The following is a 26303-nucleotide window of genomic DNA, read 5'->3' as shown; positions in this document are numbered from 1 at the left end:
ACAAGATTTTAGTGTAATAACTAACCTTTCAACCCCCTTTCACCCCCCCGTTCAACCCCACTGTCAAAGTGCTGACCAGCGAATTCAGGTTCTCGGTTAGAGCGCCCGTAAGCTGATGGGTAATGGGAAGGCTATCGACTGCCATACCTGCGCAAAGCAACATCATGTAAAGGATGGAGTACTTGAACAGCGAGCGCGCCAGTTGTTGATTAGAAGGCGATTGCAACAAAGACCACGCTTTCGCCACAAAAACACCGCCTAGCAGTAGCGCCACAGCGGTGTAAACCGCACCCATCACATGCAGCGGATAGACCAACAGCAACGTCACCGGAATCAACAGCAGCGTGTAGATCCAGATCTGGCGCGCAGTCGGGGCATCGCCAACAATTACAGGCAGCATTGGCACTTTCACCTTGGCGTAATCTTCGCGAATCATCATCGCCAGCGCCCAGAAGTGAGGTGGGGTCCAGAAAAAGACGATCGCAAAAAATACCCAGGCAGCCCAGCTCAGCTCACCCGTCACGGCAGCCCAACCGACTAGAGGCGGAATTGCGCCAGCCGCACCGCCAATCACAATGTTTTGGGTGCTGTGTCGCTTTAGCCAGTGAGTGTAGACGACAACGTAAGTGACAATGCCCGACATGGCTAGCAATGCGCTCAGCAGGTTGGCAAAGACGGTAAGCAGCGTAAAGGAAAGGACGGCAAGGGCGATCGCAAACAGCAGCGCATCTCGCGGCTGAATTCGTCCCGAGGGAAGCGGACGATGGCGGGTTCGCTCCATTTCATAGTCAATGTCGCGATCGTACAGACAGTTAATCGTATTCGCAGAAGCCGCCGCCAGCGCTCCACTGAGTAGCGTCACCAGCAGCAGCAGCGGATCGACTTTGCCCTCAGCAGCAATCCACATACTGCCTGCGGTGGTGATCAGCAGCAAGATGATGATGCGGGGCTTGGTTAACTGCCAGTAACTTTGAATCACCTGCCAAACGTTTTGGTGGTGACGAGGGGCATCATTCCAAACGGTTTCATGCATTAGTTGAGTTCCTAGAATTTGTAGGCAGAAGCCAAGATCAGGTGGCGAGAGGAGATTGAGGGGTGGGGATGGGGGATGGGGGAGCGGAAGCAATAGTTTTGGTGAATTGGCGATCGCGCATTCCCAATGCAGTGAAGCAAACCAACGTACCCAGCAGAGCGGCTCCGATTGCTTGGTGGGCAATAGTAAGTGGCTCAACCTGCAAGTGGAAGTGGAAGGTCGCAAATCCTAATGCCACCTGGAGCAACAGAAATCCTCCAGCAACGTAAGCCAGTCGGCGCAGGGCAGGATGGAGAGCCGGGGTGCGCCAAGCTAGGACAACGACCGCTAAGGTCATCAGGCTTGCGGGAACCATACCAAACAAGTGAGTGTTCATTACCCCGCAAAGTTGGGAGCCCGCCAAACATTGGTGCACTGCCCAACGAGAGCCAACTAGCGCACCGGAAAGGCTTTGCAGGTAGACCAAAATTGCAGCCGTCAAGCTAACCCAGGGCAATTTGCCGACATTACCTGTCCCCTGATAGGGCAGCAGCGCCATACCCATAAGCAGCAGGGTGGTGAAGAACAACAGCGCTGTCCCCAAATGGGCAGTGACGATATCAAATCGCAGCAGCTCTGTGACGGTAAGTCCGCCCAAAGCCCCTTGAAACACGATCAGGCTGAGGGCAAACAAGGCTGCCCAGGGTGTCCAGCGGGGCAAGACCCGACGATGCCACACGCTTAGAGCAACGAGGGCGATCGCTAGCAGCCCAATCAGAGCAGCATCCAGACGGTGAAACCACTCCAGAAACACCTGCAAGTTCATCTGCTGTCTGGGAATCAGGGTTCCATAGCAGAGTGGCCAGTCAGGGCAGGCTAGCCCTGCGTTCATGACGCGAGTGGCGCTGCCGATCGCCATTAACAAGAACGTGGCGATCGCCATCTTCCACACGAGCCGTCGAATCTGGTCTTGAGGCTGAAGCGGAGGTCTAACTTGAGAAGAAGGAACGGAAGCTGGCATACTCTGATGCGTCTGAGCGTGAACATTAGTCATCAGCTATGCCTCCGTAATCGAATTGAGAATCATTCAATACCAAAGTTGACAAAAACCTGAGTATTTACTTTTTCCACTGTCTACAACAGCTTCATTCACCAGCTTAGCGACGCAATGCCCAGGCGTGAAAAGCTTTAGGATTTTCTTCGGATTGTGGTTGAAAAATTCTTAACTAAAGGAATTAAAAAATTGCAGCTTAAAGTTAGCTTTCGCCCAAATCTTTCACAAGATTTAATATTGTTATTTCACCTTGTAGTGTTTGCTACACAAGGGCTGCTGAGATCCCAAAAAAAGCGTTAAGGATAGATATGAATTCCGTGTCGTTATCAATTCCTGCTTTAACGTGGTAGTTGAACGGAACTAAAGCTGAATGAGCTGAATCAAACTTACCGTGAAAATTCCAAGCAACATTCTTACCCTACTGGCTGGCATTATCCTAACGCTGGTGAGTCTTTGGTATGGTCAAAACCACGGTTTACTGCCCGAAGCTGCCTCCGATGAGGCTAATTTGGTGGATGGGCTGTTTAACTCCATGATGACAGTCTCAATTGGGCTGTTCGTCCTGGTGCAAGGCGTACTTATTATCTCTATAATTCGTTTCCGCCGTCGTCCTGGCGACAATACTGACGGACCACCAATTCACGGCAACATTCCGCTGGAAATTGTCTGGACGGCAATTCCAGCAGTGATTGTGCTAATCATTGGGGTTTACAGCTTCGACATTTATAAAGCGATGGGCGGATTTGACCCACAGGCGGCGACCGACCCTGGCATTGCTCAGATTGCAATGCTGCCCGATGAATCGGCTACTGGGTTGATTGACCCATCCAACCAGCCCAAGCCCCGCCACATCCACAACCATTTGGCACTTGGGGTTGGAGCCTTTCCCAAAGACGAAGGCAGACCCGCTGATGTCAATATTGATGTGATGGGGTTGCAGTATGCCTGGATCTTTACTTACCCAGACAGTGGCATCACCTCAGGCGAGATGCACATTCCCGTGGATAAAGAGGTGCAGCTTAACATCAAAGCGCAGGACGTGCTCCACGCCTTCTGGCTGCCCGAATTTCGGTTGAAGCAGGATGCCATTCCCGGTCGAGACACGGAACTGCGGTTTGTCCCCCGGCACATCGGCACCTACCCCGTGATTTGTGCAGAACTGTGTGGTGCTTATCATGGCGCGATGAACACGAAGCTGTTTGTCCAGACCCAGGAAGAATATGACGGCTGGATTCAGGAGCAAATCGCCAGTTTGAACGATCCAAATCAGGCTGTTGCAATGAGAGCGATCGCTCCCTCCGAAGACCTCTCTGATGCTGAGTTCTTAGCACCCTTTGTAGATCAAATGGGAATTGATGCTGCCACCGCATTAGAGCAACTCCATCCCCAGCACATCTCAATGAATCGTTAGTTTAAGAGTTTCAACAGCCAAGAGTCACAACAGCCAGCTATGACACAAGCAGAATGGCAATCCACTACTACCCCCACGACCGAAGGCGCGATTCCGGGGAAACGCAAGTGGCAAGACTACTTTACGTTTAACACTGACCACAAAGTAATCGGGATTCAATACCTGGTTACCTCTTTCATTTTTTATATGATTGGTGGCGTTCTGGCGACCGCCATTCGCACAGAGCTAGCGACACCAGAGTCAGATTTGGTTAGCCCAGAACTTTACAACAACCTGCTAACCGTTCACGGCACGGTGATGATCTTTCTTTGGATCATCCCGGCAGGTTCAGGATTGGCGAACTACCTGATTCCGCTGATGGTAGGGGCGCGGGATATGGCCTTCCCGAAGATGAATGCCCTTGCTTTCTGGATGGTGCCCCCGGCAGGTCTGGTACTGATCGCCAGCTTTTTCTTAGAAGCGCCCCAAGCAGGCTGGACTTCCTACCCGCCGTTGAGCCTGATGACGGGCAAGGTGGGTGAGGGAATTTGGATCTTTACCCTGCTGGTCTTAGGAACTTCCTCAATCTTGGGCGCAATCAATTTCTTTGTGACCATCTTGCGGATGCGCGTGCCCAGCATGGGGATTAATGATATGCCCCTGTTCTGCTGGTCTATGCTGGCAGCTTCAGCGCTGATTTTGATTGGTACGCCTGTGTTAGCAGGAGCGTTGATTTTGCTGGCGTTTGACCTGTTGGCTGGGACCGCATTCTTCAACCCCACAGGCGGCGGTGACCCGATTGTTTACCAGCACATGTTCTGGTTTTACTCGCATCCGGCGGTTTACATCATGATTTTGCCGCTGTTTGGCGCAATTTCAGATATTCTCCCGGTTCACTCACGCAAGCCGATCTTTGGCTATCGGGCGATCGCCTACTCCAGTCTCGCAATCAGCTTCTTGGGTCTAATCGTCTGGGCCCACCACATGTTCACCAGTGGCACTCCTGCCTGGTTACGCATGTTTTTCATGATCACCACGATGGTAATCGCTGTCCCAACAGGGATTAAAGTCTTTGGCTGGTTAGCCACGATTTGGGGCGGCAAGATCCAACTCAACAGCGCCATGCTGTTTGCAATGGGCTTTATTTCGATGTTCGTGATTGGCGGTATCAGCGGCGTAATGGTCGCAGCGGTACCCTTTGACATTCACGTTCACGATACCTACTTCATCGTGGCTCACCTGCACTACGTCCTGTTTGGCGGCAGCGTGTTTGGCATCTATGCGGCGATTTATCACTGGTTCCCCAAGATGACTGGACGGATGCTGAACGAGCCGCTGGGCATCGTTCACTTCATCCTCACCTTTATTGGCATGAACCTGACCTTCATGCCGATGCACGAACTGGGCTTATTGGGAATGAACCGCCGGATTGCGCTCTACGATCCTAAGTTCGCAACGCTCAACCTGGTCTGTACGATTGGCTCCTACATTCTTGCGGTTTCAACCCTACCCTTCCTGGCGAATGCAGGCTGGAGCTGGATTAGCGGCAAAAAGGCAGGAAACAACCCCTGGCGGGCATTGACCTTTGAGTGGATGACGACCTCACCTCCTGCGATCGAAAATTTTGAGGAATTGCCTGTACTTACCAGTGGTCCATACGACTACGGTTCAGGTAACCGCAATCCTGAAATGGAGCCAGAGGAATCTCAATCAAATATGGAGGCACCTCCGGGCTTCATTCCTCCTGAAGAAGCGAGGGCTGGCAGTCCAGAGCCTTAATCAGCGCATAGTGGGCGGTGCCAACCTACCTGCTCCCAGTCCGGTGAGCACCGTCCATTTCACTTAAATTTCAAAAGTCGCATTCGTAGGTATCAGAGACTTATGCAAGGTTCAACGATTGATCCCGCTAAGACTGCACTCAACTATCATCACGAAACTGAGGCAGCCGCTCACCACGAGGAACATCCAGACCATCGTCTGTTTGGACTGCTCGTCTTCCTGGGTGCTGAGAGCATGATCTTCGCAGGTCTGTTTCTGGCGTACCTGACCTTCCGCGTGGTTGCGCCTGTTTGGCCACCTGAAGGCACTCCTGAGCGCGAACTGCTTGTACCAGGAATCAACACGCTAATTCTGATTTCTAGCAGCTTTGTGATTCACCAAGCGGATGTGGCAGTCAAGAAGAATAACGTCAAGGGCTTACGTACCTGGTTCCTAGCGACTGCGGTAATGGGCGCAATCTTCCTGGCAGGTCAGGTTTATGAGTACAACAACCTGGAATTCGGCTTAAAGACAAACCTGTACGCCAGCACTTTTTATGTGTTGACTGGCTTTCACGGTTTGCACGTATTCCTGGGACTGTGCTTGATTTTGGCGGTCCTGTGGCGATCGCGCAATAAGGAACACTACTCCGGCGAACACCATTTCGGCGTAGAAGCAGCAGAAATCTACTGGCACTTCGTAGACGTGATCTGGATTGTGCTGTTCTTCTTGCTTTACATTCTCTAGCAACGCAACCAAAACTAAGCAGTAGGGAAGGTAGGACTTGAAGTTCTACCTTTTTTTAATTGTTCTATGCAGCTTTCGGTTTACGCTTCAAACGTGAGCCTGCACCCACAATCACTGCCAGTAACCCAAAGACCGACGCAGGCTCAGGTACCTCTTCAGGAGGCGTGCTAATCAAGGCTCCTACTGCCCGGTCTGCTTGAATCAGCCCAAAACCGCTGTCAAAATCGAATCCGGGAGCGTTCATGTCGATCGCCGTTTCTTCTAGCGTTTCGTAGAGCACTTCAGGACTGGTACTGGGTGCCGCTTCCAGCATCAAGGCTGCAACCGCTGCCGCATGGGGAGCCGCTGCCGAGGTGCCAAAGAAGTTGGGGAAGCCGTCCCCTTCAACGTCTAAACCAGGAATAAAGAAAGTGGTATTGGTGCCATCGGGCGCAACGATTTCAGGTTTGAGGCGAATTTCCGGAGTGAAGAGGCGATCGCCATTCTCATCAAACAAAATTGGAGTTGACCCAGCCGAAGAAAATGGCTCCAACACAGGTGGATTAGTTCCAAACTCAGGCGTATCGGCGTAGAAGGATGCTCCAACCGCCTCAGCACCTTCAGCATTTGCATGACCATATACAGTGCCACTATTGGTGTCGTACTCGCTGATACTGGCGTTACCGAACACAACATATTTCATGAATCCAGCATCGGGACCAGAAAAGTTAGAGATTGCCAGGTTAAATTGGTCTGTGCCAAACGAGCCGTCATTAAAGAAACTCAGGATTTCTACCGCGTCGCCACCTTCATTTGCGTCTGCCCCTAAAGCTAGTAAATTGCCGAAATCATCGAACAGAAAGATGTCGAGATCGTTCGGAGAGCCTTCACCGCCGCTGACCGAGAAAAAGGGCGAATCCCACTGGAAGGAAATAAAGAGTTCTCCGCCAACTGGAACCGAAATGCTTTGAAACGGATCTACCCCTGCGCTAGGGTCAAAGTCATGCAGTTCACCTCCAAAGATGGGATCAAGCACACTGCTGTTTCTGAAGGTGCTTTCGTAGGCATTGCGATCGTTGTTGCCTGCCGAGGAGAAGTACGGTATGCCATCAGCTACGACTTGGTCAACTGCTTGGGCAATGATGCCATCCTGAAACATTGGTTCAGCCAGGTTAATGACGTCATCCACAATCACATCAGATCCGCTTGCGGCCAGCTCAAGAATGCCATTTGCAAAGTCTGCTTGCCCCCCCAGGAATGCAGTGTAAAACGCTAGATCTGCACCAGGAGCGACATCATGAATCAGTTGCAGCATTGCACGCCCTTCATCGCTGCCACCACTAGGAAGGTCTAAAAGCACGTTCACATTGGACGGCAGATCGCCACTAGCAATGTCAGCGGCTTCACCATCTAAGTTGTTGTAACTATCAGACAGCGCACCTACTGTCACACCTGTTCCATCAACCCCAAAGGTCGAGCGAGCAATATCAGCCCGCATTGATCTATCAGCCTGACTTGTCGTTACCCCTACGTTAGATAGAAACTGTGTGGGTCGGGCAAATTTTAAGCTACTCAAGCTGTCCATTGAGGAAATTGCGTCAAGCGGCAGCAAACCAGAGACAAGGGAGCCATATTTGGAGCCGTTTTGGAGTCCCAGTCCAAGCAAATCTTCGTAGAGGACATCGGTGTTGTCAGAGGCGATCGCATCAATCACCACATGACCGCCATAAGTTTGTAGTAGAGAACTATTTGCCCGAGTTCCTGGGAACAATCCTGTATTATTTCCTGAATTTGCTGAAAGTGAAATTAGGCTTGAACTGACTTTGCTGCCAGATTTTGAGAGGTATTCTCCTATCAGCGTCGCTGCCTGCGTACCCATGCACAGGCCACCGAGCAAAGTAGTCGTTACGATTGTTGCCGATGAAATCTGAGTGAGAGGCTTCATGTCTGGGTTCCTTGCTCAGGGGTGTGAGATTAATCAGGGGGCTTAACGATCAGCGCACTCAAACAGGAAATATCTCGGATCATGCCCACTCACCTTTTACTGAAGCTTCAAGTTTCGAGCTAGCGACTTCACTTAGTCTTGTTGGAAAGTAGATACAACATGGCTTCCTATGAAGATTAGATGAGTTTCTTGGAAGTCAAATTTGGGTTGGCTAGGATGGTAAATCGCTTTACCCCTGACTCGGTTGGGAAGGCGATCGCCCCTCCGCTAAAACACTGTTTCGCTAAGATACAGACAGTGCATTCCGGCGGGGCATTTGGGTATTTCTAAAGTGTTGAAACGGTTTTTCCCTTTTCTAAGAGTTCTACTTCTCAGTTTTACAGTACTGCTCCTTGCAGGCTGTACTTTGCCTCAGGTCAGTGCCGAGGAGCGACTCTTTTTAGACCTTTCCCTTGATTTCTTAGGTGAATATCGATTGCCGACCGATACGGTGTTTCAAGACACACCCGTGCGTGGGCTTTCAGCACTTACCTATGACAGGCAGGGCGATCGCTTCTACGTTCTCTCAGACGATCGCAGTGAATTTGCCCCGGCTCGCTTTTACACGCTCAAGCTCAATTTGAGTAATGAGTCTGGGGAGGTGGCGATCGCTGGAGTTGAAATCGAGAAAGTAACCACCTTACTTGGAGAAAACGGAGAACCCTTTGCCCAGGGCACCATTGATCCTGAAGGGCTTGCCCTCTCTCCCCGCCAAACGGTCTTTATCTCCAGCGAAGGCGTTGCCTCTGATGGCATTCCTCCATTTATAGACGAGTTTGACTTGGCGACAGGCGCATGGCAGCAGCACTTGCCGATTCCAGAACGCTATCTCCCTAAAACTGTGGAGGATCAGCCCCAGGGCGTGCAAAATAACCTTGGGTTTGAAGCCCTAACGCTCAATCCTGGAGGCTTTAGCACGACCTGGCTAGAACCGTTTCGCCTATTTGCTGCAACCGAGGCAGAGCTGGAACAAGACCGCCGACCCGTCAACTTAGACGAGACAGAAGCGTCAGAACGACCCAACTACAGTCGCTTTCTGCACTATCTTATTGGCAACGAGCTACCTGTGCTGATCGCGGAATACCTTTATCCCAACGATGCGCCACCACTGCTCACGGTGAATGGTTTGACTGAGTTACTTGTGCTAGACCAAGGCGGTCATTTCCTGAGCATGGAACACTCTTTTGGCGTTGCCGGAGCGGGTGCCCGCATTTTTGAGCTAGCTACAGGCGGAGCCACAGATACATCCGGCATTCCTAGGTTAGGTAGAGACTTGAGCGGCATCGAACCCATTCGCAAGCGGCTGTTGCTCGACCTGGCAGATTTAGGCATTCCCCTGGACAACCTAGAAGGTATGGTGCTGGGGCCGCAGTTACCAGATGGCAGTCAAAGTTTGCTGCTGGTGAGTGATGACAACTTCAACTCGGATCAGTTCACCCAATTTTTGCTGTTTCGCCTGAATGGGTTGCAGCGCGGGGCGTGACCTTCCCTGGTATGATGAGGTGTTCGCAAGGCAATAGGGCTGGCGTTACTCAAACTACTCAGCAAGTCAGTTGGCGAATTGCTGTTGGTGCGATACGCTCAAGATCTTGGAGCAATGAGCATCCGCAATTTTAACTTGGCGGAGCTTGTTCCTATTTGTTTGTGAGATCTCAGTGAATCATCTGTCATGCAACCACCCATTCCCACCGGGACTGTTTTACAAAATCGCTACCGCTTGTCGAGCATTTTGGGGCAAGGCGGGTTTGGTCGTACCTATCTGGCAGAAGATTTAGGACGATTTAACGAGCGCTGTGCGCTGAAGGAGTTCATCCCATCGCAGAGTGGCGCTTACGTTTTAGATAAATCGAAGGAACTGTTTCAGCGGGAAGCCGCGATTCTTTATCAGATTCAGCACCCTCAAATTCCGCAGTTTCGTGCCACCTTTGAAGAAAATCAGCGTTTATTCCTCGTACAAGACTACGTTGAAGGCAAGACCTACCGTACCCTACTCAACGAGCGGAAGGCGCAAGGTAAAGCGTTTACAGAAGCCGAGGTGCTGCAACTGATGCAGCAGCTTTTGCCCGTGTTGGCGCACATTCACAGCAAAGGAATTATTCATCGAGATATTGCGCCTGACAACATCATTCTCAGGCAGCAGGATCATCTGCCTGTGCTGATTGACTTTGGTGTAGTCAAAGAAATTGTCACTCGTGTCCAACCAGCAGAAACAGAGCATCAGCCGACCACCGTTGGCAAGATTGGGTACGCGCCGAGTGAGCAAATCCAGTCGGGACGGGCTTACCCTAATAGCGATCTCTATGCGCTGGCGGTTAGTTCAGTAGTGCTGCTGACGGGCAAAGAGCCCCAGGAATTGTATGACGATCGCAGCCTTACCTGGTACTGGCAGCAGTGGGCAAAGGTAAATCCTGGTTTTGCTCAGGTGTTGAATCGAATGCTGAGCTATCGTCCGGGCGATCGCTACCAATCTGTCAGTGAGGTAGCGCAAGCGCTCCAGGCATTAGCTAACCCTTCGGTCGTTACACCCCCACCCCCACCGACCCCAACCTCAGCAACTCAGGCAGCCAACCCTACTTCTCGAATGCAAACCGTGGCAGTAGGTCGCCGTCCAGAGCCAACAGCCCACAGCTCCAATGCACCCCGTCGGGCTGCAGGGCCAGTCATTCCGACTCAGACAGAAACCTCTGTCTGGGACAATCCTTGGGCGGTAGCTGGAATTGTCACCGGACTGGCAATTGTCACGTTGATAACCACCTTTGCGGTGGTTAGCGCGATCCGCAATGGGTCTGACAACACACCCGTTGCAACGCCGACCCCAACTGAAACAGCAACCCCAACTCCAACTGACGAACCCGTTGAATACAGTCAGCGGCTGAACCTTGCGCCAGGAGATACGACCAGCGTTGAGGGAACACTGAGAGAAAATGAGGTTGTAACTTACATTGTGTCTGCCGAGCAAGCGCAAACTCTGTCTGGTGCAATTAACGGTGAGGGAGTATTGCTCAGCGTCTTTGCCCCCAATGGAGACTTGGTGGAGGGCAACGCTGAGCGAGTCCAGCAGTGGCAGGGAGTACTTGATTTCACGGGTGAATACTATCTTGAGCTAAGGCCCGTCCGAGGAGTCGAGGAAAGTGACTATAGACTAGACCTCAGCCTGGAAGCGGCTCCAGAACCGGAGCCAGAACCAACCCCGACCCCAACTGAAACTCCAACACCCAGCCCTAGCCCAACTCCAGTCGAGCCTCAGGTCGATACACAACGCTTGAGTTTTCCGGCGGGCTCAGAGGGTGTAGAAGTCAGCGATACGGTGAGCGATCGCCTTACCAAACGCTACCTGGTCAACGTACAGGAAGGGCAAGTCTTTTCCGCCGAGATTATAGACGGTGCGGCTACCCTCAATATTCTTTTCCCCAATGGTGAACCGGTGCCTGATGCCTCAAATGTAGTTTTCTGGGGTTTCCAGGTGCCGGACGGTGGCGATTACATTGTAGAAGTAATATCCACCGACGAAACCGACTTTACGTTAGGCGTTAGTGCGACGGCTCCCACGGAACCGCCACCAGAATAGGCTTCTGTTAAAGCACCAGAAGGGTATAGTTCCTGATTGTGAATTGTTAACTAAAAGTGGAGTGACGCTTGAACGCCCTCTTGATTGCAGGCACCGATACGGATGCCGGAAAAACTGTTTTAACGAGCGCTTTGGCAGCTTACTGGCAAACCTATTGCAGCTCACAGCGGCTCGGTATTATGAAGCCGCTTCAGTCGGGGAAGGGCGATCGCGAACTTTATACTCACCTGTTTACCCTGCAGCAGTCTGCCGACGAAATTACGCCACTCTACTTTGAAGCCCCTTTAGCACCCCCAATCGCTGCCGATCGCGAAGGTCGCAAAATTCAGCTTGAAAAGGTCTGGCAGCAGTTTCAAACCCTGCAGCAAGAGCGAGACTTTGTCCTGGTTGAATCTTTAGGTGGGTTGGGTTCACCGGTTACCCATGAAACCACTGTGGCTGATTTAGCGTGGGATTGGCGACTGCCAACGGTGCTGGTGGTGCCTGTGAGGTTAGGGGCGATTTCTCAAGCTGTCGCTAACGCTGCTCTTGCTCAACAGTCTCGGGTACACCTCAAAGGCATCATTCTCAACTGCGTTAAACCTTGTACCGACGAAGAAATTGCCAATTGGGCACCCACCAAACTGATTCAGTCACTTACCCAAAAACCAGTGTTGGGCTGCATTCCTCATCTAGATGACCCCACCGATCTGCATAAGCTTGCTCAGGTTGCTTCTAACCTAAACCTGGAAAGATTTATGCCCGTTATGAGTTACTCACCAGGTATGGCTAATCTCTAATTTGTTGCTTGAGAAAATGCTTGTCAGGAGAAACGCTATTTGTACAGCGTAAATTTCTCAGCTATAGATGTTTCTGTAAATGTAAATTACAGCCTTTCAAAAAAGCATTCGGCGATACATCGTAACAAAAAAATAGAAGTTAGCCTCTTATTCCGTAAGCAGAGAAACAACTGTTTTTGAACTAGTACAGTTTCTAAAACCAGGACGATTTTCCCATTAAAAGCTTTGTTTTATACCGTTTCTACATGAAGCTGGATATTTTGGAGCGTGCCCCGCGTACGCGGGGCACGCTCCAAAATATCCAGCCTTGAAGAGAATTGGTATTGGCACTTTACTGCTAAAGGATTTTAGTTGGGTTATAGAAATACTGTACTTATTTGAAAGCAGCTGTACGGAAAATTTCTAGAGCGTAGAAAAATCCATGAATCAGCATTCAACTCGGAGAAAAATTTCTCCGACGCGCCGTAAATTTCTGAAATTAGTAGGAAGAGCAGGTGGGGCTGCGGCTGTTTTCACCACGATGAAAGCAATGGGATTGACCCGTTCTCCTGCTAAAGCGGCTGAGCGTCCAAACTTACCCAGCGGTTCAGGAAGTGGAACTAAAGTTGCCATTTTGGGAGCCGGAATTGCGGGTATGACAGCCGCCTATGAACTCTCTAAAGCAGGCTATGAGTGCACCATTTTGGAAGCCCGCGATCGCCCCGGTGGTCGAATTTGGACGATTCGTGGCGGCGACACGATTGCAGAAACCGATAGCAGCCAAACCTGCACCTTTGATGCGGCCGATCACCTATACATTAATCCTGGACCGGCTCGGATTCCCTATCACCACACAGGATTGTTGGGATACTGCAAAGAGTTTAGCGTACCGCTAGAAGTCATTGTCAACGAAAATCGGGCAGCTTACTTTCAGGACGATCAGGCGTTTGGTGGAGAACCCGTTCTCAATCGTCGAGTCGTTAATGACAGCCGGGGCTACATTGCAGAACTTTTAGCCAAAGCCGTAAGCCGAAATGCGTTAGATCAGGAAATCTCAACCGAAGACCGGGAACGCATTCTGGAAATGATTTCGAGCTTTGGTGGACTGGATGCAGATTATCTCTACAAGGGGTCTAGCCGAGCAGGATACAGTACGCGACCAGGAGCTGGGTTAACCGCAGGTGAGCAATACGAGCCACTTGACCTGTCAGATTTGCTAAAGTCCTCCTTCTGGGAATACAAGATGCAATTTGGTGAGGGCTATCACCAAGCGGCAACCATGCTGCAACCCGTAGGTGGAATGGATCAAATTGCCAAAGGCTTTGAGCGGCAGGTGGGTAATTTGATTACTTACGGCACTGAAGTGAGCGGAATTCGCAAAACGGCTGAAGGGGTGCGAATTGTCTACACCGACAAAGCTTCAGGTAGCCAAGGAGCATTAGACGCGAATTACGTCATCTGCACTTTCCCGCTCTCCGTGTTGAATGACGTTGAGGCAGACTTTTCGCCAGCCTTTAAGGAGGCGATCGCCATAGGAGCCGCTTCCTACGCCAAGGCAATGAAAATTGGTTTCCAAGCCAATCGCCGCTTTTGGGAAGAAGACTACGGCATCTACGGCGGCATTTCCTGGACAGAGCGAGACATAACTCAAATCTGGTATCCGGCAACGGGCTTCCAGCAAGAAAAAGGAGTCATTGTGGGTGCCTACATTTGGGACAACGACATTGGTGAGCGAATCGGGGCAATGTCTCATGAGGAACGGCTCCGCAAAGCGATCGAGGACGGGGAAACGATTCATCCTGGCTATGGCAGTGAGGTTTCATTTGACAAGGGAGTTAGCATTGCTTGGGACAAAATTCCCTATAGTCGAGGCGGATGGATTGAATGGGAAGAAGCCGGACTAGAAACTGCCTACCCCCTGCTCAATCAGCCCGATGGTCCAATCTACCTGGCTGGGGAGCATCTCAGTTACCTGACCGGATGGCAGGAGGGAGCAGTCCTCTCTGCCCATCAAGCCGTTCAGGCAATTTCTGCCCAAACGCTGGCAGCATAAGCAAAACTTCTGACTGGTTTAGGAAAATTCTTGTGGCAAGGCTCTGCCTTGTGATGCCAATGGGTGAGATGGCTCCTGCTACTTTGACGAAACAGAATCTCCCCTAAGGCATTTGTTGTGGCAATTTATATTCTGCAAAGACGCTCTTGATCGCGTCTCTACATGAGGCTATGGAAATGAAAAAGTTCAAATCAGTGCTGAGATCGTGGAGCAAGGTTGCTTTTATGCCATTGGTGGTGGTTGGAGTGGCGATCGCCCTCCTCCTCCTCACCCCTCACCGCACGCTGGCTCAGGAAGTAGTTCGCTATCCCATTCCCAACTCCACCTTCCCCATCGCTCTTGCCGTCGAAACGCCACCCAATGCAGCACTCGTTCACTTAAGTGGACAGGTGCCACCCGTCGTTGATGAAACTGCCCCAGAAAGCTCCATCGCCGCCTATGGCGATACCAAAACTCAAACTATTGGGGTCCTCGAAAAGATCCAGGCAATTCTTCAAAGTATGGATATGACAATGGGAGATGTGGTCAAAATGCAGGCTTTCCTGGTCGGTGATCCCAGCAATGGCGGCGCAATGGATTTTGCTGGATTCATGGAAGGCTACACCCAGTTTTTTGGCACTGAGGAGCAACCCAACCTCCCCTCTCGCTCGACGATGCAGGTAGCTGGACTGGTTGATCCAGGCTGGCTAGTCGAAATCGAAGTCATGGCCGCTCGTTCCTAAAATCTGTAGCTCGAATTTGTAGGTTGGGTGGAGCAAAGCGAAACCCAACTTGTTCGCAACTAGACTGAACCCTTCAGCATCTCTAATGCATGATGGGTCTTTTGACGAACTGATTCAGCAGAACTATATAGGGCAGTCCGTTCAGCATCCGTCAAGTCCAGTTCTAAAACACTTTCAACGCCACCACTGCCCAACCGAGCAGGCACGCCAATGAAAATGTCTTCTAACCCATATTCGCCCTGCAAATACGATGCAACGGGCAACAGGCGAGACTGATTGAGCAATATTGCTTCAATCATGCGACAGGTTGAAGAAGCCGGAGCGTAATATGCGCCTCCAGTCTGCATAAGTTCTACAATTTCTGCCCCACCGTTACGGGTTCGCTCAATCAAGCGTTCGATTGTTGCGGCATCTAATAGCTCTGTAATTGGAATGCCGCTGACAGTGGAGTAGCGGGGCAGGGGCACCATCAAGTCGCCGTGACTGCCTAACACCATCGCGCTAACATCCGCTGGAGAAATACCTAACTCCAGGGCAATGAAGGTCTGAAAACGGGCAGAATCCAGAATTCCTGCCATACCCATGACCCGAGAGAAGGGTAGACCACTGGCTTTCCACGCCAGATAAGTCATTACGTCTAATGGATTTGTGACAAGAACCAGAATGGCGTTGGGTGAATGGGCGATCGCCTGCTTCGTTGCCTCCACCACAATTTGAGCGTTAGTTCGCATTAGGTCATCCCGATTCATGCCCGGTTTGCGAGGCAACCCAGCAGTAACCACGACAATGTTAGAGCCTGCCGTGTCGGCATAGTCTACCGTGCCCACAATCTGGCGATCGTGACCTTCAATGCCTCTAGCTTCCATCAGGTCCAGTGCTACGCCTTGAGGTCTGCCTGCTATGACATCGAGCAGCACAACATCTGCCAAATTTTTTTCAGCAATCCGTTGAGCCAGAGTACTGCCTACATTCCCCGCTCCAATCACTGAGACACGGGTAGAAGTGGAGGCGATCGCATCAGGAAAATTCATGATCAAAAAAGACGACACGGCAAAGCGATCGCAAATCAATAAGATGACTAGAAGATGACTAGATAGTCAGGGACCAATCAGAGACACAGACTATCTAGAGACAGGAGCTATTCAAATTTTTCTACTTGATCGGCTTTCAGCCACATATTTGGCGTAGGCACATGCCCAAACTTAACCAGCACATAATCTCCCTTCGAGTCTACGATTTCTCCCTTGGTCTCAAAGAGATAGGGTGGAAATCGTGTATCGCTGGCTTGTGCTTCCAGACTATTTTCCAATTTTTCCCGCACAGCCCGAACCAGATCGCCCTTTTTAACTGCCATAACCCACGTTATTTAGTAATCTTGCGTTCTTTCACATTGTATGTGCTGATTAGCCAATCTTAGCGCTGACACTTGGGGCAAAAATGCGCCGATCGCCCCGCTAGCTTCAACCGCTCGATTGGAGTATCACAAGTGCGGCAGGGTTCTCCCTTACGGTCATACACCCAAGCAACGCCGCCATAGTTACCATTAACGCCTTCCACATCTCGAAAATTGCTAAAGCTTGTTCCTCTCGCATCAATGCTGTCCTGAAGAACGCGCACAATGGCCGCATAGAGGGCTGTCACTTGGCGCGGCTTGAGCGCAGAACAAAGAGTTTTAGGTTTGATCTTGCTCAGAAAGAGGGCCTCATCGGCGTAAATGTTGCCAATTCCAGCGACTAACATCTGATCGAGCAGCGCATTCTTGATGGGGCGGTGGCGATCGCGCAATCGTGTCGCCAAATACTCAGCCGAAAAGTCTGCCGATAAGGGTTCTGGACCCAATCGTTGCAGCCCTGTCATCACCACTTCAGGCTGGGTACCGGACGGCACCCACCACATTTGCCCAAAGGTTCGCTGATCTACAAACCGCAGTTCTTGCTGCCCGTCCAAAAATAGACGGACTCGACAGTGCTTTTGCAATGGCTCCTCCTGATGGAGCCACAACAGTTGTCCCGTCATCCGCAGATGCACCCCCAACCATCCCGCAGATTGAGCTTGCCCTGGGGGGGAAGAAATTTGATATAGCTCTGCTAGCAAATATTTGCCGCGCCGATGCCACTGAGCGATCGCCGTTCCCTGCAAGCCTGCTAAAAAGGCGATCGGTAGAGGGGGATGGGCGATCGTGCGTGACAACAGCACATCTCCACCCACAATTTCTTGGTTTAAAGTTCGCTGATTTAAACCTCGTCGAACCGTTTCAACTTCAGGTAATTCGGGCACAATTCAACCCAGCCTGCAACACACTCCAGTAAATTCATTCTATTAAAATCGAATGCTTTCGAGCGCATAAAAGCTTACACCTTGAAAACTTGAATGCCTTCGGGCAAGTGCATAGGTTCCCTACACTCTCGCCCAAAGGCATTCGAGTTAATTCATTTCGCAATTTTTAACGAGATTCTGTACCTTGATTGGGAGCACCTTCCTTGTCAGGTTGATCCGTTCCAGGAGCCTCTGCTGCTGCTCCTTTGGTGGACTGTCCTGCCCCTTGTCCTGTTCTCCGAGTTCTAGTATCGATAGTGGTTTGCTTACCACCAGAAGCTGCATCAGCAGATGGAGTCTTAGAAACCTTCTGCTTAGCTGCACCCTGTACTTCAACAACTTCATCCATGCTGAAGTTGTTGGTGTTGACCCCAGCATAGTTAACTTTATTAAAGCGAACAATGACGGGATACTTGATGCCGCTCTGATCAATAGACGCAACCGTACCCACATCTTTGTACCAGTAGGATTCTTTGCGAAGGATTCGGACTGTAGAACCACGTTGTACCATGAGCTTTTCCTTTCGGGTAATTATTTAACTCATACAGTAATTGTCTTTCAGAGTACTACTCTGGCAGGACTTTCAGACTGTTTCAGTCTTTAAGTTTTATTGCTGTGCCTATAGTCCTACAAAGTTAGAGAAAGAAATGAAGCAAAGCTTTTCATTACTTGTCCCTGCCGGATCAGTTTGAGTTCAACGGTTGCTCAACCCATCGCACCTGCACAAAGTGAACTGGACGACCCTGGCGATCGCCCAACGAGTTAACAGTCTCAATCGCCAGATTGAACGGAATCGCAGTCGTAACATATCGTTGAGCCAGATTACCAATCTCAGGAGCAAGCTGCGTGGCAGCTGTTGCGGCCAACCCCATTCCTAAAAATTGCTCCAGTGGATTGCGTGGCAGCACCAAGGGCACGCCAAGCACTAACCCAGCAGCCATCACCATTCCTACCGACAAATTCGTGCCACAGCGGGGATGTACGGCTAAATCCCACTCACCATTGACGAGGCGCAGCAATGCTGAGTGGGCAGCTCGCCGTAGCTGCATTGAGGTAACCGTACCGTAGACATAAAAACCCTGATCAGTAGACATACCACCCAAAGAGCTGTTGCTCCCTGCAATCAGAGTTGGGGGAGCAACAGTATCATCTGGTAAATTGCCGCTTAAAAGCCAGATGGTGGCGTGTTCCAAAGCGTGAACCTGACGCACCATCAAAATCTCTTTTAACCCTGGAATGAAACCTAGCTGATGAAGCAGGGCACTATCTTGAGTCGCCTCTGGCGAGAAATCAAAGGGTGAACGGCTAGCATTGGGGGAACTAGCGATCGCCATAACGAGCCTCCAGCGGCAGATTCAAATAGATTTCTCTTCACTCTAGCGAAGCCTCAACCTTACACTCAGTTTGTCACAATTATTCAACCCCTACAGCCACCACTTGAGGAGAAGCGATCGCTGATGCGGTCGGTTGCGCGGGTGCCCCACCTTCTCCTACCGCTCTAACCACCTCAATGCCGTTCTGTTCCAGTACAACAATGGGTTCAGATCCTGCGTTCACCTCGATCCGCTTAACTAAAATCTGACCGTTAGAAAGCCGTTGCCCAACCCGGACGTAGCGGCTACTTGGCTCATTAGGGGCACTGATGATCGCGTGAGTTGTATTGCCAATTTGCACAACGCCTGTCACCTTAACCAATCTGGCAAGGTCAGCTTGAGGGCGGGGTGGAGGAGCAGGACGCTGCGGTACTAAGCTTGGAATGGGGGCAAGACTGCCGGGACGGGATGATTGTCCACCCCCACCTCCACCTCCACCAGATGGGACGTTGGGCAACCGAGTGCCCGTTTGTCCTGGGGATGTAGTTGGAGCTTGAGCAACAACCGGAGGAGTTTGAATTACAGGACTGGTAGGCAGCAAAGCAAACGGGTCTGGACGATTCCTTTGAATTCCTTGAACCCGCTGGTCTGAGTCCGTAGAACCAATTAAATCTGGTGGAAGCGTACCTGTGGGTGAGGTCTGCCCATCAACTACGGGTGGCTCAGAAAAAGGCTGAGTCGCAGTAGCACCAGGCGCAGGCTCAACCGTTTCAACCGTAGTGCCAGGAGATGGCTCCACAGCCGTGTCGCTGCCACCTGAAAAGAGGGCACATCCTCCCAGCGAGAGGGCTAGCATCCCTATAGACGCGATAAACGAAATTTGACGCATTCCCAGTTCCCCCAGAAGATAGACAATCCAGTGCCGTTTCAGATGTCCTCTAGCAATCTCAGAAGACTAATCTCGAAAAACCATTGTGTTTACATAACATAGCTTATACGCATTTACAACGCACTTATAGTCGTATATCGAATTAGCTTTTGAACAGGAATAGGAAAAAACCGCATTGGTACAGCGTTTCCTAACCTCCAACCAAAACATTTTTGTGTGAAAGCTCTCATACACCAGAAGCTTTCACACAAAAGGCACGTCTTCAAATATACAGGTGAGGATACAAAAGCTTAGAAAGCTCAGGAAATACACAGATGCCAGTTGCTCAAAAATTCCAATACCTCTGCCCCACTGCTGCCTACTGCTATCTATTGAGGTAAGGAGAACGGATGGGTAGCAATTGGATTTCGGTCATCTACTGTGCCTGTAATGGTTTCAGTATTTCCTTGAACCAACAATGTCAAAGTATAGGAAATCGGACCTGAAGTCGTACCACAGCGAGTGTACAGGTTAACCTCAATCGTGTAGTCTCCCTCAGGAGCCTGTGAAGGAGGCCAAAAAATATTTTCAATTGGCGATGAGACCGTTTCCCCACAGCCAGCATTAGCATCCACGTCGAGTTGCCCTCCAGAAGCCACGCTAGGATTAAAGTAGGTGACCGTCTGTCCCGCTGGGTCAGTCACTGCCATATCCAAGTCATCGGTGGATGTCCATCTCAGAGTTACTTGAATATCGCCGGTACCTAGGGTTTGCTGTTCGGCAATTTGAACAGGGGCAGCAGAAGGACAGATGTCAGATAGGTCAACTAACCGTCCAACGTCGTTGACCATAAAACAGCCTTGACGCTCTTGAGCAAGAGTTGGGGTATGGCTATCGCCTAGCAATGGAAGCAACACAGCAGACAAGATGAGAGCAGGACGCAAAAATTTAAGCATAATGCAGGTAAGTTAGCGGGTTGAGGTGTCAATAGAGACAAATTGCCAGAAACGTACGTCAGAAATGCGCTGTCAGCAGCCTAGCAATCGTGTCTCTTGAGGATGTTCTACTAAGAATGCCCATCCTTCAGAATGCCCTAGCTCTTTAAGAAATTAACTGGAAATCAGTGATTTTACGCAGAATTCTAGATAATTTGATTTTTTTGAGTCAGAACTTCACATCACGCTCTCTTTCAGCAGAAGCTTCGAAAGAAATGCACATCGCGTTGATGCCAATTCAGTATCATTGGAAAATGCTCTGAAAACCCTACTTGGTTTTCGAAGGGGTTGCGGTTAGGGGACGCAAGTCAGGTTTAGGTCCCAAAACCGTAGCTCAATAGTATTGCTATATTTGAATGCCGCTAAATTTTGAATGCCGTTAAGTACTGTGTCTGATTCTGTTACTGATTCCTCCAATGGTCCCGAATTAAGCGAGAGGGGAGATATTCCCTTCGCTCATATTCCTGTTTTGAGTCAAGAGTTAATTGAGGGAGTGTTAACACGGACAGCAGGCGTTTACCTAGATGCAACGGTTGGCGGAGGTGGACACAGCAGACTGATTTTGGAAGCGGCTCCAGAAAGTTGTCTGGTAGCAATTGACCAGGATACGCAGGCACTAGCAGCAGCTCAAGCTCAGCTAGCTGACTTTAAAGAACGAGTGCAGTTTTGGCACAGCAACTTTGCTGACTACAGTCCAGGAGACGTACAGTTTGATGGCATCATTGCAGACTTAGGAGTTAGCTCGGCTCAATTCGATATTCCAGAGCGAGGCTTTAGTTTTCGGCATGAAGCACTGCTAGATATGCGAATGAATCAGCAGCAATCGCTAACTGCGGCTGAAGTGATTAATCACTGGGATGAAGCAAAGTTAGCAGATATCTTTTACGTTTACGGCGAAGAACGCCTTTCTCGACGAATTGCCAGACGCATCGTTGAGCGGCGACCCCTGAAAACTACAACTGAGCTAGCCGAAACGATTTTTTACTGTGTACCCAAGTCGTATCGATATGCCAGAATTCATCCAGCAACTCGTGTTTTTCAGGCACTGCGAATTGCTGTAAATCAGGAATTGGCTGTTTTGGAAAAATTCTTGAAAATATCCCCTCTTTGGCTAAAACCCGGTGGTCGAATCGGCATCATCAGCTTTCACAGCCTGGAAGATCGCATCGTCAAACACTCCTTTAAGGAATCAGAGCTATTGCGAGTCCTAACTAAAAAGCCGATGGTGCCGCAGGAAGAAGAAATGAAGCGAAATGTGCGATCGCGTTCAGCCAAGTTGAGGCTAGCAGAGCGACTGGCAGAAGTATAAAGAAAGATGGAGGACAGGTTTTCCCGTCCTCCATCTTTCTCTTAACGTTTCACAACTACAGCCAAACTAAACCATTAACGGGTTCTTCTCTGGCGGAGCAATGCTAGACCAGCCATCACTAGACCTCCAACAGTACCCGGTTCAGGTACAGACTGAGGAGTTGAATCTGAAGCGGGCTCTACAGCAACCGGAGGAACAGGAGTAGGCTCGACCATAACTGGAGGTACAGGAAGCGCTGGAGTAGGCTCGACCACAACTGGAAGTACAGGAAGCGCTGGAGTAGGCTCGACCACAACTGGAGGTACTGGAGTAGGTGCTACTGCAACCGGGGGTGCTGGAGTAGGCTCAACCACAATTGGAGGACCTGGAGTAGGCTCAACCACAATTGGAGGCCCTGGAGTAGGCTCAACCACAATTGGAGGCGCTGGAGTAGGTGCTACTGCAACCGGAGGTACTGGAGTAGGTGCTACTACAACCGGGGGTGTGGGAGTGGGTGCTACTACAATCGGAGACGCTGGAGTGGGTGTTGGCGCTACTACTACCGGAGGGGGAGAAGATCCGTGACCTGTTCCACTGTCATCGTTAAAGCCATTGCCGTTGATACTTTGATAGCGGACACCAAAGTTGCTCAACGTGAAGGTATTGACGTTACCTGAAAAAGCAAGGATAGGCAGGAAACTATCGGATGAACCTGTGTACACACCGCCATTCTGACCACCCTGGCAAGTATTACCGTTGGTGAAACACACATCAAGATCACCAAATTGATTAGGAAATGCTCCTTCTCCATCGTTACTAAAAAGCCCAGAAACCCTTGTGCTACCAGCATTGTCAGAGTGACCAACTCCAAGTAAGGTCTGATTCACATCAAAGCCTAAAGCAGAACTTCTGGAGGAAATACCATTGCTGGAGGTATTACTAAGCAAAATTTTGAAAGCTGCTTCAGTGTTTTTTCCAACTGAGGAGAAACCTAAAAAAGTAAAGGTCGCTTTGGAAGAAAGCCCAGAAACAGATTTTTCGTTAATGCTGCCATCAAAGAAGATGTCAAACGAGCGATTTGCATCGTCGGCACTCACTGTAACGTTACCACCGTTAAGTACGAAAGCTGAAGCCGGAGAAGCAGCTAAGAGCGAGTACAGTCCTAAAGTTGATAAAACAGATAACCCAAGGACTTGCCGCGAAGAAGGTTTAGACATCGAAGTTTAGGCGTATCTAAAGTTACATCTTCATCATGCCCTCGGCAAAACTTTCACATCCTATTTTTGAGGACTTTCACACGATCTTCAACTAGTTTTTTAGCTCTGTAAACCCACATAAGCTGGGATTTTTCAGTAGTTTTACAGGTCTTCTCTTTCAACACAAAATAGGTTATTTCCAATTGCGATCTAAAATTTTAATCAGTACAAACAGCTAGGTTATCCACTCACGAAGGGCGGATAAAGCTACAGTATTCCAGGATTTAGCTACAGAGCAGGTAAATCCTGTGGTGACATGCTGCCTTATTCACAACTCTCCTAAATAAATTCTTTGCTGATTCACTCAGTAGAATCCGCTCTTAAATTTGCTAGTGCTTAAGGGGCGATCGCCAAGACTTTGATTACCCTGGTACGTACTATCACTTGATCTTTTGATAATGTTGAGTTTCTAAACATTGCTCGCGAGAGGTTGAGTTTATGAAGTGATGACTAAGCACCCTGACAGAGCAGCCAGGTTAACGTCGAACCCAACCATTAATAGTGAAGCGGCTATCAGCAAATGCTTGAGAAGGGCAATGGACGGATAATACTTCATGCAAACAGCGGCTCAAGAAAAAGACGATGCTATTGTTGCGGGGGTCTACAGTCTTAAAGGTTTCTGCTCCTACAAAAAAACCATTCTCAATCTTGCTGTCGTAGATTCGTAACTCGCCACCTCTAAAAGGTTTTGGCGTTTGATAGAAGTAGTAAACGTAGGTTAACTCTCGTGTTGCTGTATCTGTGCTGCCGTTGTCATTGTGAATTTTGTAGTAGTTACCGTCGTTGTGTGCAGTGAGCTGAGCCTCTATCTGAGAAACCGCAAAGAGGGGTAAACCTAGCTTGTGTAGCACATCTGGAATCACTTTCTGAATACGTTCTACTATTAGTTCGGAAAATTCTGGGAAATCATAAAGCGCCATAGAGCGCCGGTAGTTGATGTCGTTTGTTGAAGTGCTAGTAGGAACGAAGGCTTTTTCCTTGCTCAAAACAAAATTTAGCAGTCGGCTAGTTTCTTCTGTACCTAAGAAGTTATCAATTTGAACGTATTCTGAAGGGATAATGCTGGGAGAGGTCGGCTTTTGAACTAGATTTGCCCAAGATTGCACAGGTTGTTCCGTCTGGGGTTGAGCAGTTTGGTTTTGCTGGACGAAAACGGGTGGTTCTGTCACCAATCCGACTAGCTGTTCACTGGCAAAGCAAAGCCCTGAACGACCTTGCTCAATCGGGATTTGGAAGAGTCCTCTGGAACCCGTTTCTTGTCCGTGAGCACGAGACACAAGGGCTGAGATGAGGCTGTGTAGCAAGGGTGCGTCGGGTGAAAGGGCTACTGTGTATTCATGTCCTCCAGCCAGTAGGATTTTGACCCGGATCTCTTTTGGTAAGGGGGATTGGGATGTGGATTCCATGATTGTCTTTTGAATTGACCGATTCAGCTAAGGACTGACCAGATGAAAATCAAAAACGTTTTGGATGAAAACACGGTTTTAGCGCGTTTCCATTTAAGTCTCTGGGTTATGACCTAAGAGGCTGAGGTCGCATAGTGAACGAGTTGGGCAAGATGTTGGCGCAAGGTTTCTAAACCGAGGCGATCGCCCGCCGAAATAAACACTGCCTGAGGAAATTCTTCCTGAGCCAGAGTGAGCGTGTCACTATCTACTTGATCAATCTTGTTAAACGCCAACAGGATTGGACCAGGCGTTACTGGCATATCAGACAAAATTGCCATGACTGAGCGAATTTGACTTTGCCATGCTGGATGGGAAAGATCTACTACATGCAGTAAGGCATCCGCTTCGGTGACTTCCTCTAAGGTGGCGCGAAAGGCATCCATGAGCGATGGGGGCAGTTCATGAATGAAGCCAACGGTATCTGTCAGGACGATGGAGAGCGTTTCGTGAGTGATGGGGTCAGCGATCGCCAATCGCCGAGTCGTGGGATCGAGCGTTGCAAAGAGCTGATCTGCTGTATAAACCTCAGCGTTGGTCAACACATTTAACAGAGTAGATTTTCCAGCATTGGTGTAGCCCACAATTGCAACTGAGGGCACTTCCTGATGCTGACGCTGTCCGCGTAAGCGAGAGCGATGTGCCTGTAGCTGGTTAACTTCTTGCTGTAAGCGAGTGATGCGTCGCTGAATAGCCCGTCGTTCTGTCTCTAATTTCGTTTCACCTGGTCCTCTGGTGCCAATGCCACCGCCGAGTCGAGACATTGCTCGTCCGCGTCCGGTTAGTCGCGGCATCATGTACTCTAGCTGCGCCAACTCGACCTGAAGTTTGCCTGCGCCGGACTGAGCACGCTGAGCAAAGATATCTAGAATTACTTCGGTGCGATCGACAACCCGCAACCCGATCCGCATTTCCAGGTTTCTGACCTGGGCAGGAGACAGGTCTCGGTCAAACACAATCAGGTTCGCACCTACGGTCTGAGCAGTCAAAGCGATTTCTTGGACTTTACCTTCACCCACAACGGTTTGGGGATGAGGTCGCGATCGCCGCTGTTGCACAATCTGCAAAACTTCACCACCAGCCGTTTCAACCAGCCTTGACAGCTCTGCCAAGCCATCTTGAAAGCGCTGCGGAGTGAGTTCACTGGTCAGCACACCAACTAGCAACACCCGGTCTTGATCAGGACTGACCTGCTGGGCAACATATTCTCGCCGAAACTCTTCTTCTAAACTTTCGGTTAATTCTAAAAAATCTTGCTGAGACAGCATCTCCAAGCTTAAAGGCGGAGAAACAGTCCAGTTTACTTCTGGATGGGGCACTAGATGGGCTAAATATATTTCTTGAACGTACCCTGTTGCACCACCCCCTCTTCGCTCAAAGCCACTCCCAGAAAGTGTGAGAACAACCAGTGCATCTAGTCTTTGAAGCGCCATTGCAGTCAGAGTTGCATCACTAGGAACCTCAGACTTTAGCTGAGTAGCAATGCAACGAATTCCAGAAAGCCGCTCAGCTCCATAGCGTGGCAGTTCCATTGGTGGAATTTGAGTTTTGCCGACTGTCCCTACCCCAACTCGAATCACCTGCCCTCTGCGGTTGACATAGGTGCAGATTGGCTGATCGATATCACTGCTGATTGCAGCAAGACGTTGAGCAAACTCAGGCGTAGTGAAGCGATCGCCCGGTAGCCGCTGATGATAGAGCCGTTGAAGCTGCTTAAGCTGACTCGGCTTGAGACCTTGAAGATTGCCGTAAATAGTTTCGATAGGCGTAACCGACCACTAATTGCTGAACCCAACG

The 26303-nt window shown here is 50.0% G+C and carries 23 protein-coding genes; 9 read left to right on the top strand and 14 right to left on the bottom strand.

The window, feature by feature from the left end; all coding sequences use genetic code 11:
- Positions 1-28: 28 nt before the first annotated feature.
- Both H6F88_RS03190 and H6F88_RS03185 read right to left on the bottom strand, forming a co-directional pair.
- Positions 29-1033, bottom strand: coding sequence for a heme o synthase (locus H6F88_RS03190; RefSeq protein WP_190641285.1), 1005 nt, complete (start codon positions 1031-1033; stop codon positions 29-31).
- Positions 1034-1070: 37 nt separating this feature from the next.
- Positions 1071-2033 (bottom strand): heme A synthase, encoded by a 963-nt coding sequence (locus H6F88_RS03185; RefSeq protein ID WP_190641434.1) that lies wholly within the window; start codon positions 2031-2033, stop codon positions 1071-1073.
- Between the two features lie 424 nt (positions 2034-2457).
- Here H6F88_RS03185 and H6F88_RS03180 point away from each other — a divergent pair, with 424 nt between their 5' ends.
- The 3 genes from H6F88_RS03180 (at position 2458) to H6F88_RS03170 (ending at position 5961) form a co-directional block, all read left to right on the top strand.
- Positions 2458-3477, top strand: a complete 1020-nt coding sequence (locus tag H6F88_RS03180) for a cytochrome c oxidase subunit II (protein WP_190641284.1) — start codon at positions 2458-2460, stop codon at positions 3475-3477.
- 39 nt (positions 3478-3516) lie between these two features.
- Positions 3517-5235 carry a cytochrome c oxidase subunit I gene (gene ctaD, locus H6F88_RS03175; RefSeq protein WP_190641283.1) on the top strand — a complete coding sequence of 573 codons (1719 nt, stop codon included), beginning with the start codon at positions 3517-3519 and terminating at the stop codon, positions 5233-5235.
- Between the two features lie 102 nt (positions 5236-5337).
- On the top strand, positions 5338-5961 hold the full coding sequence (locus tag H6F88_RS03170; RefSeq protein ID WP_190641282.1) for a heme-copper oxidase subunit III: 624 nt from the start codon (positions 5338-5340) through the stop codon (positions 5959-5961).
- Between the two features lie 64 nt (positions 5962-6025).
- Here H6F88_RS03170 and H6F88_RS03165 read toward each other — a convergent pair whose 3' ends face one another.
- Positions 6026-7885: a S8 family serine peptidase gene (locus tag H6F88_RS03165; RefSeq protein ID WP_190641281.1), complete on the bottom strand. Its 1860-nt coding sequence runs from the start codon at positions 7883-7885 to the stop codon at positions 6026-6028.
- 406 nt (positions 7886-8291) lie between these two features.
- Here H6F88_RS03165 and H6F88_RS03160 point away from each other — a divergent pair, with 406 nt between their 5' ends.
- The 5 genes from H6F88_RS03160 to H6F88_RS03140 all read left to right on the top strand — a co-directional run bounded on the left by H6F88_RS03160 (position 8292) and on the right by H6F88_RS03140 (position 15025).
- On the top strand, positions 8292-9407 hold the full coding sequence (locus tag H6F88_RS03160) for an esterase-like activity of phytase family protein (RefSeq protein WP_242050367.1): 1116 nt from the start codon (positions 8292-8294) through the stop codon (positions 9405-9407).
- A gap of 186 nt (positions 9408-9593) precedes the next feature.
- Positions 9594-11492: a serine/threonine-protein kinase gene (locus H6F88_RS03155; protein WP_190641280.1), complete on the top strand. Its 1899-nt coding sequence runs from the start codon at positions 9594-9596 to the stop codon at positions 11490-11492.
- A gap of 68 nt (positions 11493-11560) precedes the next feature.
- Positions 11561-12271 carry a dethiobiotin synthase gene (gene bioD / locus H6F88_RS03150; protein ID WP_190641279.1) on the top strand — a complete coding sequence of 237 codons (711 nt, stop codon included), beginning with the start codon at positions 11561-11563 and terminating at the stop codon, positions 12269-12271.
- Positions 12272-12692: 421 nt separating this feature from the next.
- On the top strand, positions 12693-14303 hold the full coding sequence (locus tag H6F88_RS03145; protein ID WP_190641278.1) for a flavin monoamine oxidase family protein: 1611 nt from the start codon (positions 12693-12695) through the stop codon (positions 14301-14303).
- 224 nt (positions 14304-14527) lie between these two features.
- Positions 14528-15025, top strand: a complete 498-nt coding sequence (locus H6F88_RS03140) for a RidA family protein (RefSeq protein ID WP_190641432.1) — start codon at positions 14528-14530, stop codon at positions 15023-15025.
- Between the two features lie 59 nt (positions 15026-15084).
- Here H6F88_RS03140 and mdh read toward each other — a convergent pair whose 3' ends face one another.
- The 7 genes from mdh to H6F88_RS03105 form a co-directional block, all read right to left on the bottom strand.
- Complete coding sequence (gene mdh / locus H6F88_RS03135; protein WP_190641277.1) at positions 15085-16056, bottom strand: malate dehydrogenase; 972 nt, start codon at positions 16054-16056, stop codon at positions 15085-15087.
- A gap of 107 nt (positions 16057-16163) precedes the next feature.
- Positions 16164-16379, bottom strand: coding sequence for an NAD(P)H-quinone oxidoreductase subunit O (locus tag H6F88_RS03130; RefSeq protein WP_190641276.1), 216 nt, complete (start codon positions 16377-16379; stop codon positions 16164-16166).
- 59 nt (positions 16380-16438) lie between these two features.
- Positions 16439-17302 carry a DNA-formamidopyrimidine glycosylase gene (locus tag H6F88_RS03125; RefSeq protein WP_190641275.1) on the bottom strand — a complete coding sequence of 288 codons (864 nt, stop codon included), beginning with the start codon at positions 17300-17302 and terminating at the stop codon, positions 16439-16441.
- A 166-nt stretch (positions 17303-17468) separates the two neighbouring features.
- The gene (locus tag H6F88_RS34290) at positions 17469-17852 is read right to left on the bottom strand and encodes a photosystem I reaction center subunit IV (protein WP_190641274.1); all 384 of its coding nucleotides are present in this window, start codon (positions 17850-17852) and stop codon (positions 17469-17471) included.
- Between the two features lie 172 nt (positions 17853-18024).
- Positions 18025-18675 (bottom strand): DUF6391 domain-containing protein, encoded by a 651-nt coding sequence (locus H6F88_RS03115; protein WP_190641273.1) that lies wholly within the window; start codon positions 18673-18675, stop codon positions 18025-18027.
- Between the two features lie 79 nt (positions 18676-18754).
- A complete protein-coding gene (locus H6F88_RS03110; RefSeq protein WP_190641272.1) occupies positions 18755-19543 on the bottom strand; it encodes a hypothetical protein in 789 nt (262 codons plus the stop codon).
- Between the two features lie 368 nt (positions 19544-19911).
- Entirely contained in the window at positions 19912-20478 is a 567-nt protein-coding gene (locus H6F88_RS03105; RefSeq protein ID WP_190641271.1) for a hypothetical protein, read from the bottom strand.
- 427 nt (positions 20479-20905) lie between these two features.
- Between H6F88_RS03105 and rsmH the strand changes: the two genes are divergently transcribed.
- Positions 20906-21826, top strand: a complete 921-nt coding sequence (rsmH, locus tag H6F88_RS03100) for a 16S rRNA (cytosine(1402)-N(4))-methyltransferase RsmH (protein ID WP_347277656.1) — start codon at positions 20906-20908, stop codon at positions 21824-21826.
- A gap of 74 nt (positions 21827-21900) precedes the next feature.
- Here the strand turns inward: rsmH and H6F88_RS32570 are convergent, their stop codons facing one another.
- The 4 genes from H6F88_RS32570 to H6F88_RS33090 form a co-directional block, all read right to left on the bottom strand.
- Positions 21901-23022, bottom strand: a complete 1122-nt coding sequence (locus H6F88_RS32570; protein ID WP_199333422.1) for a cistern family PEP-CTERM protein — start codon at positions 23020-23022, stop codon at positions 21901-21903.
- Positions 23023-23537: 515 nt separating this feature from the next.
- Positions 23538-24467, bottom strand: a complete 930-nt coding sequence (locus tag H6F88_RS03090; RefSeq protein WP_190641269.1) for a 2OG-Fe(II) oxygenase — start codon at positions 24465-24467, stop codon at positions 23538-23540.
- A 113-nt stretch (positions 24468-24580) separates the two neighbouring features.
- The gene (hflX, locus tag H6F88_RS03085) at positions 24581-26086 is read right to left on the bottom strand and encodes a GTPase HflX (RefSeq protein ID WP_347277655.1); all 1506 of its coding nucleotides are present in this window, start codon (positions 26084-26086) and stop codon (positions 24581-24583) included.
- Positions 26083-26301: a hypothetical protein gene (locus tag H6F88_RS33090; protein WP_242050366.1), complete on the bottom strand. Its 219-nt coding sequence runs from the start codon at positions 26299-26301 to the stop codon at positions 26083-26085. Before H6F88_RS33090 ends, hflX begins: the two co-directional genes overlap by 4 nt.
- Between the last annotated feature and the right edge of the window lie 2 nt (positions 26302-26303).

The organism is Oculatella sp. FACHB-28 (assembly GCF_014696015.1).
GTDB lineage: Bacteria > Cyanobacteriota > Cyanobacteriia > Elainellales > Elainellaceae > JAAUTN01.
This window is presented reverse-complemented; position numbering and strand designations above follow the sequence as displayed.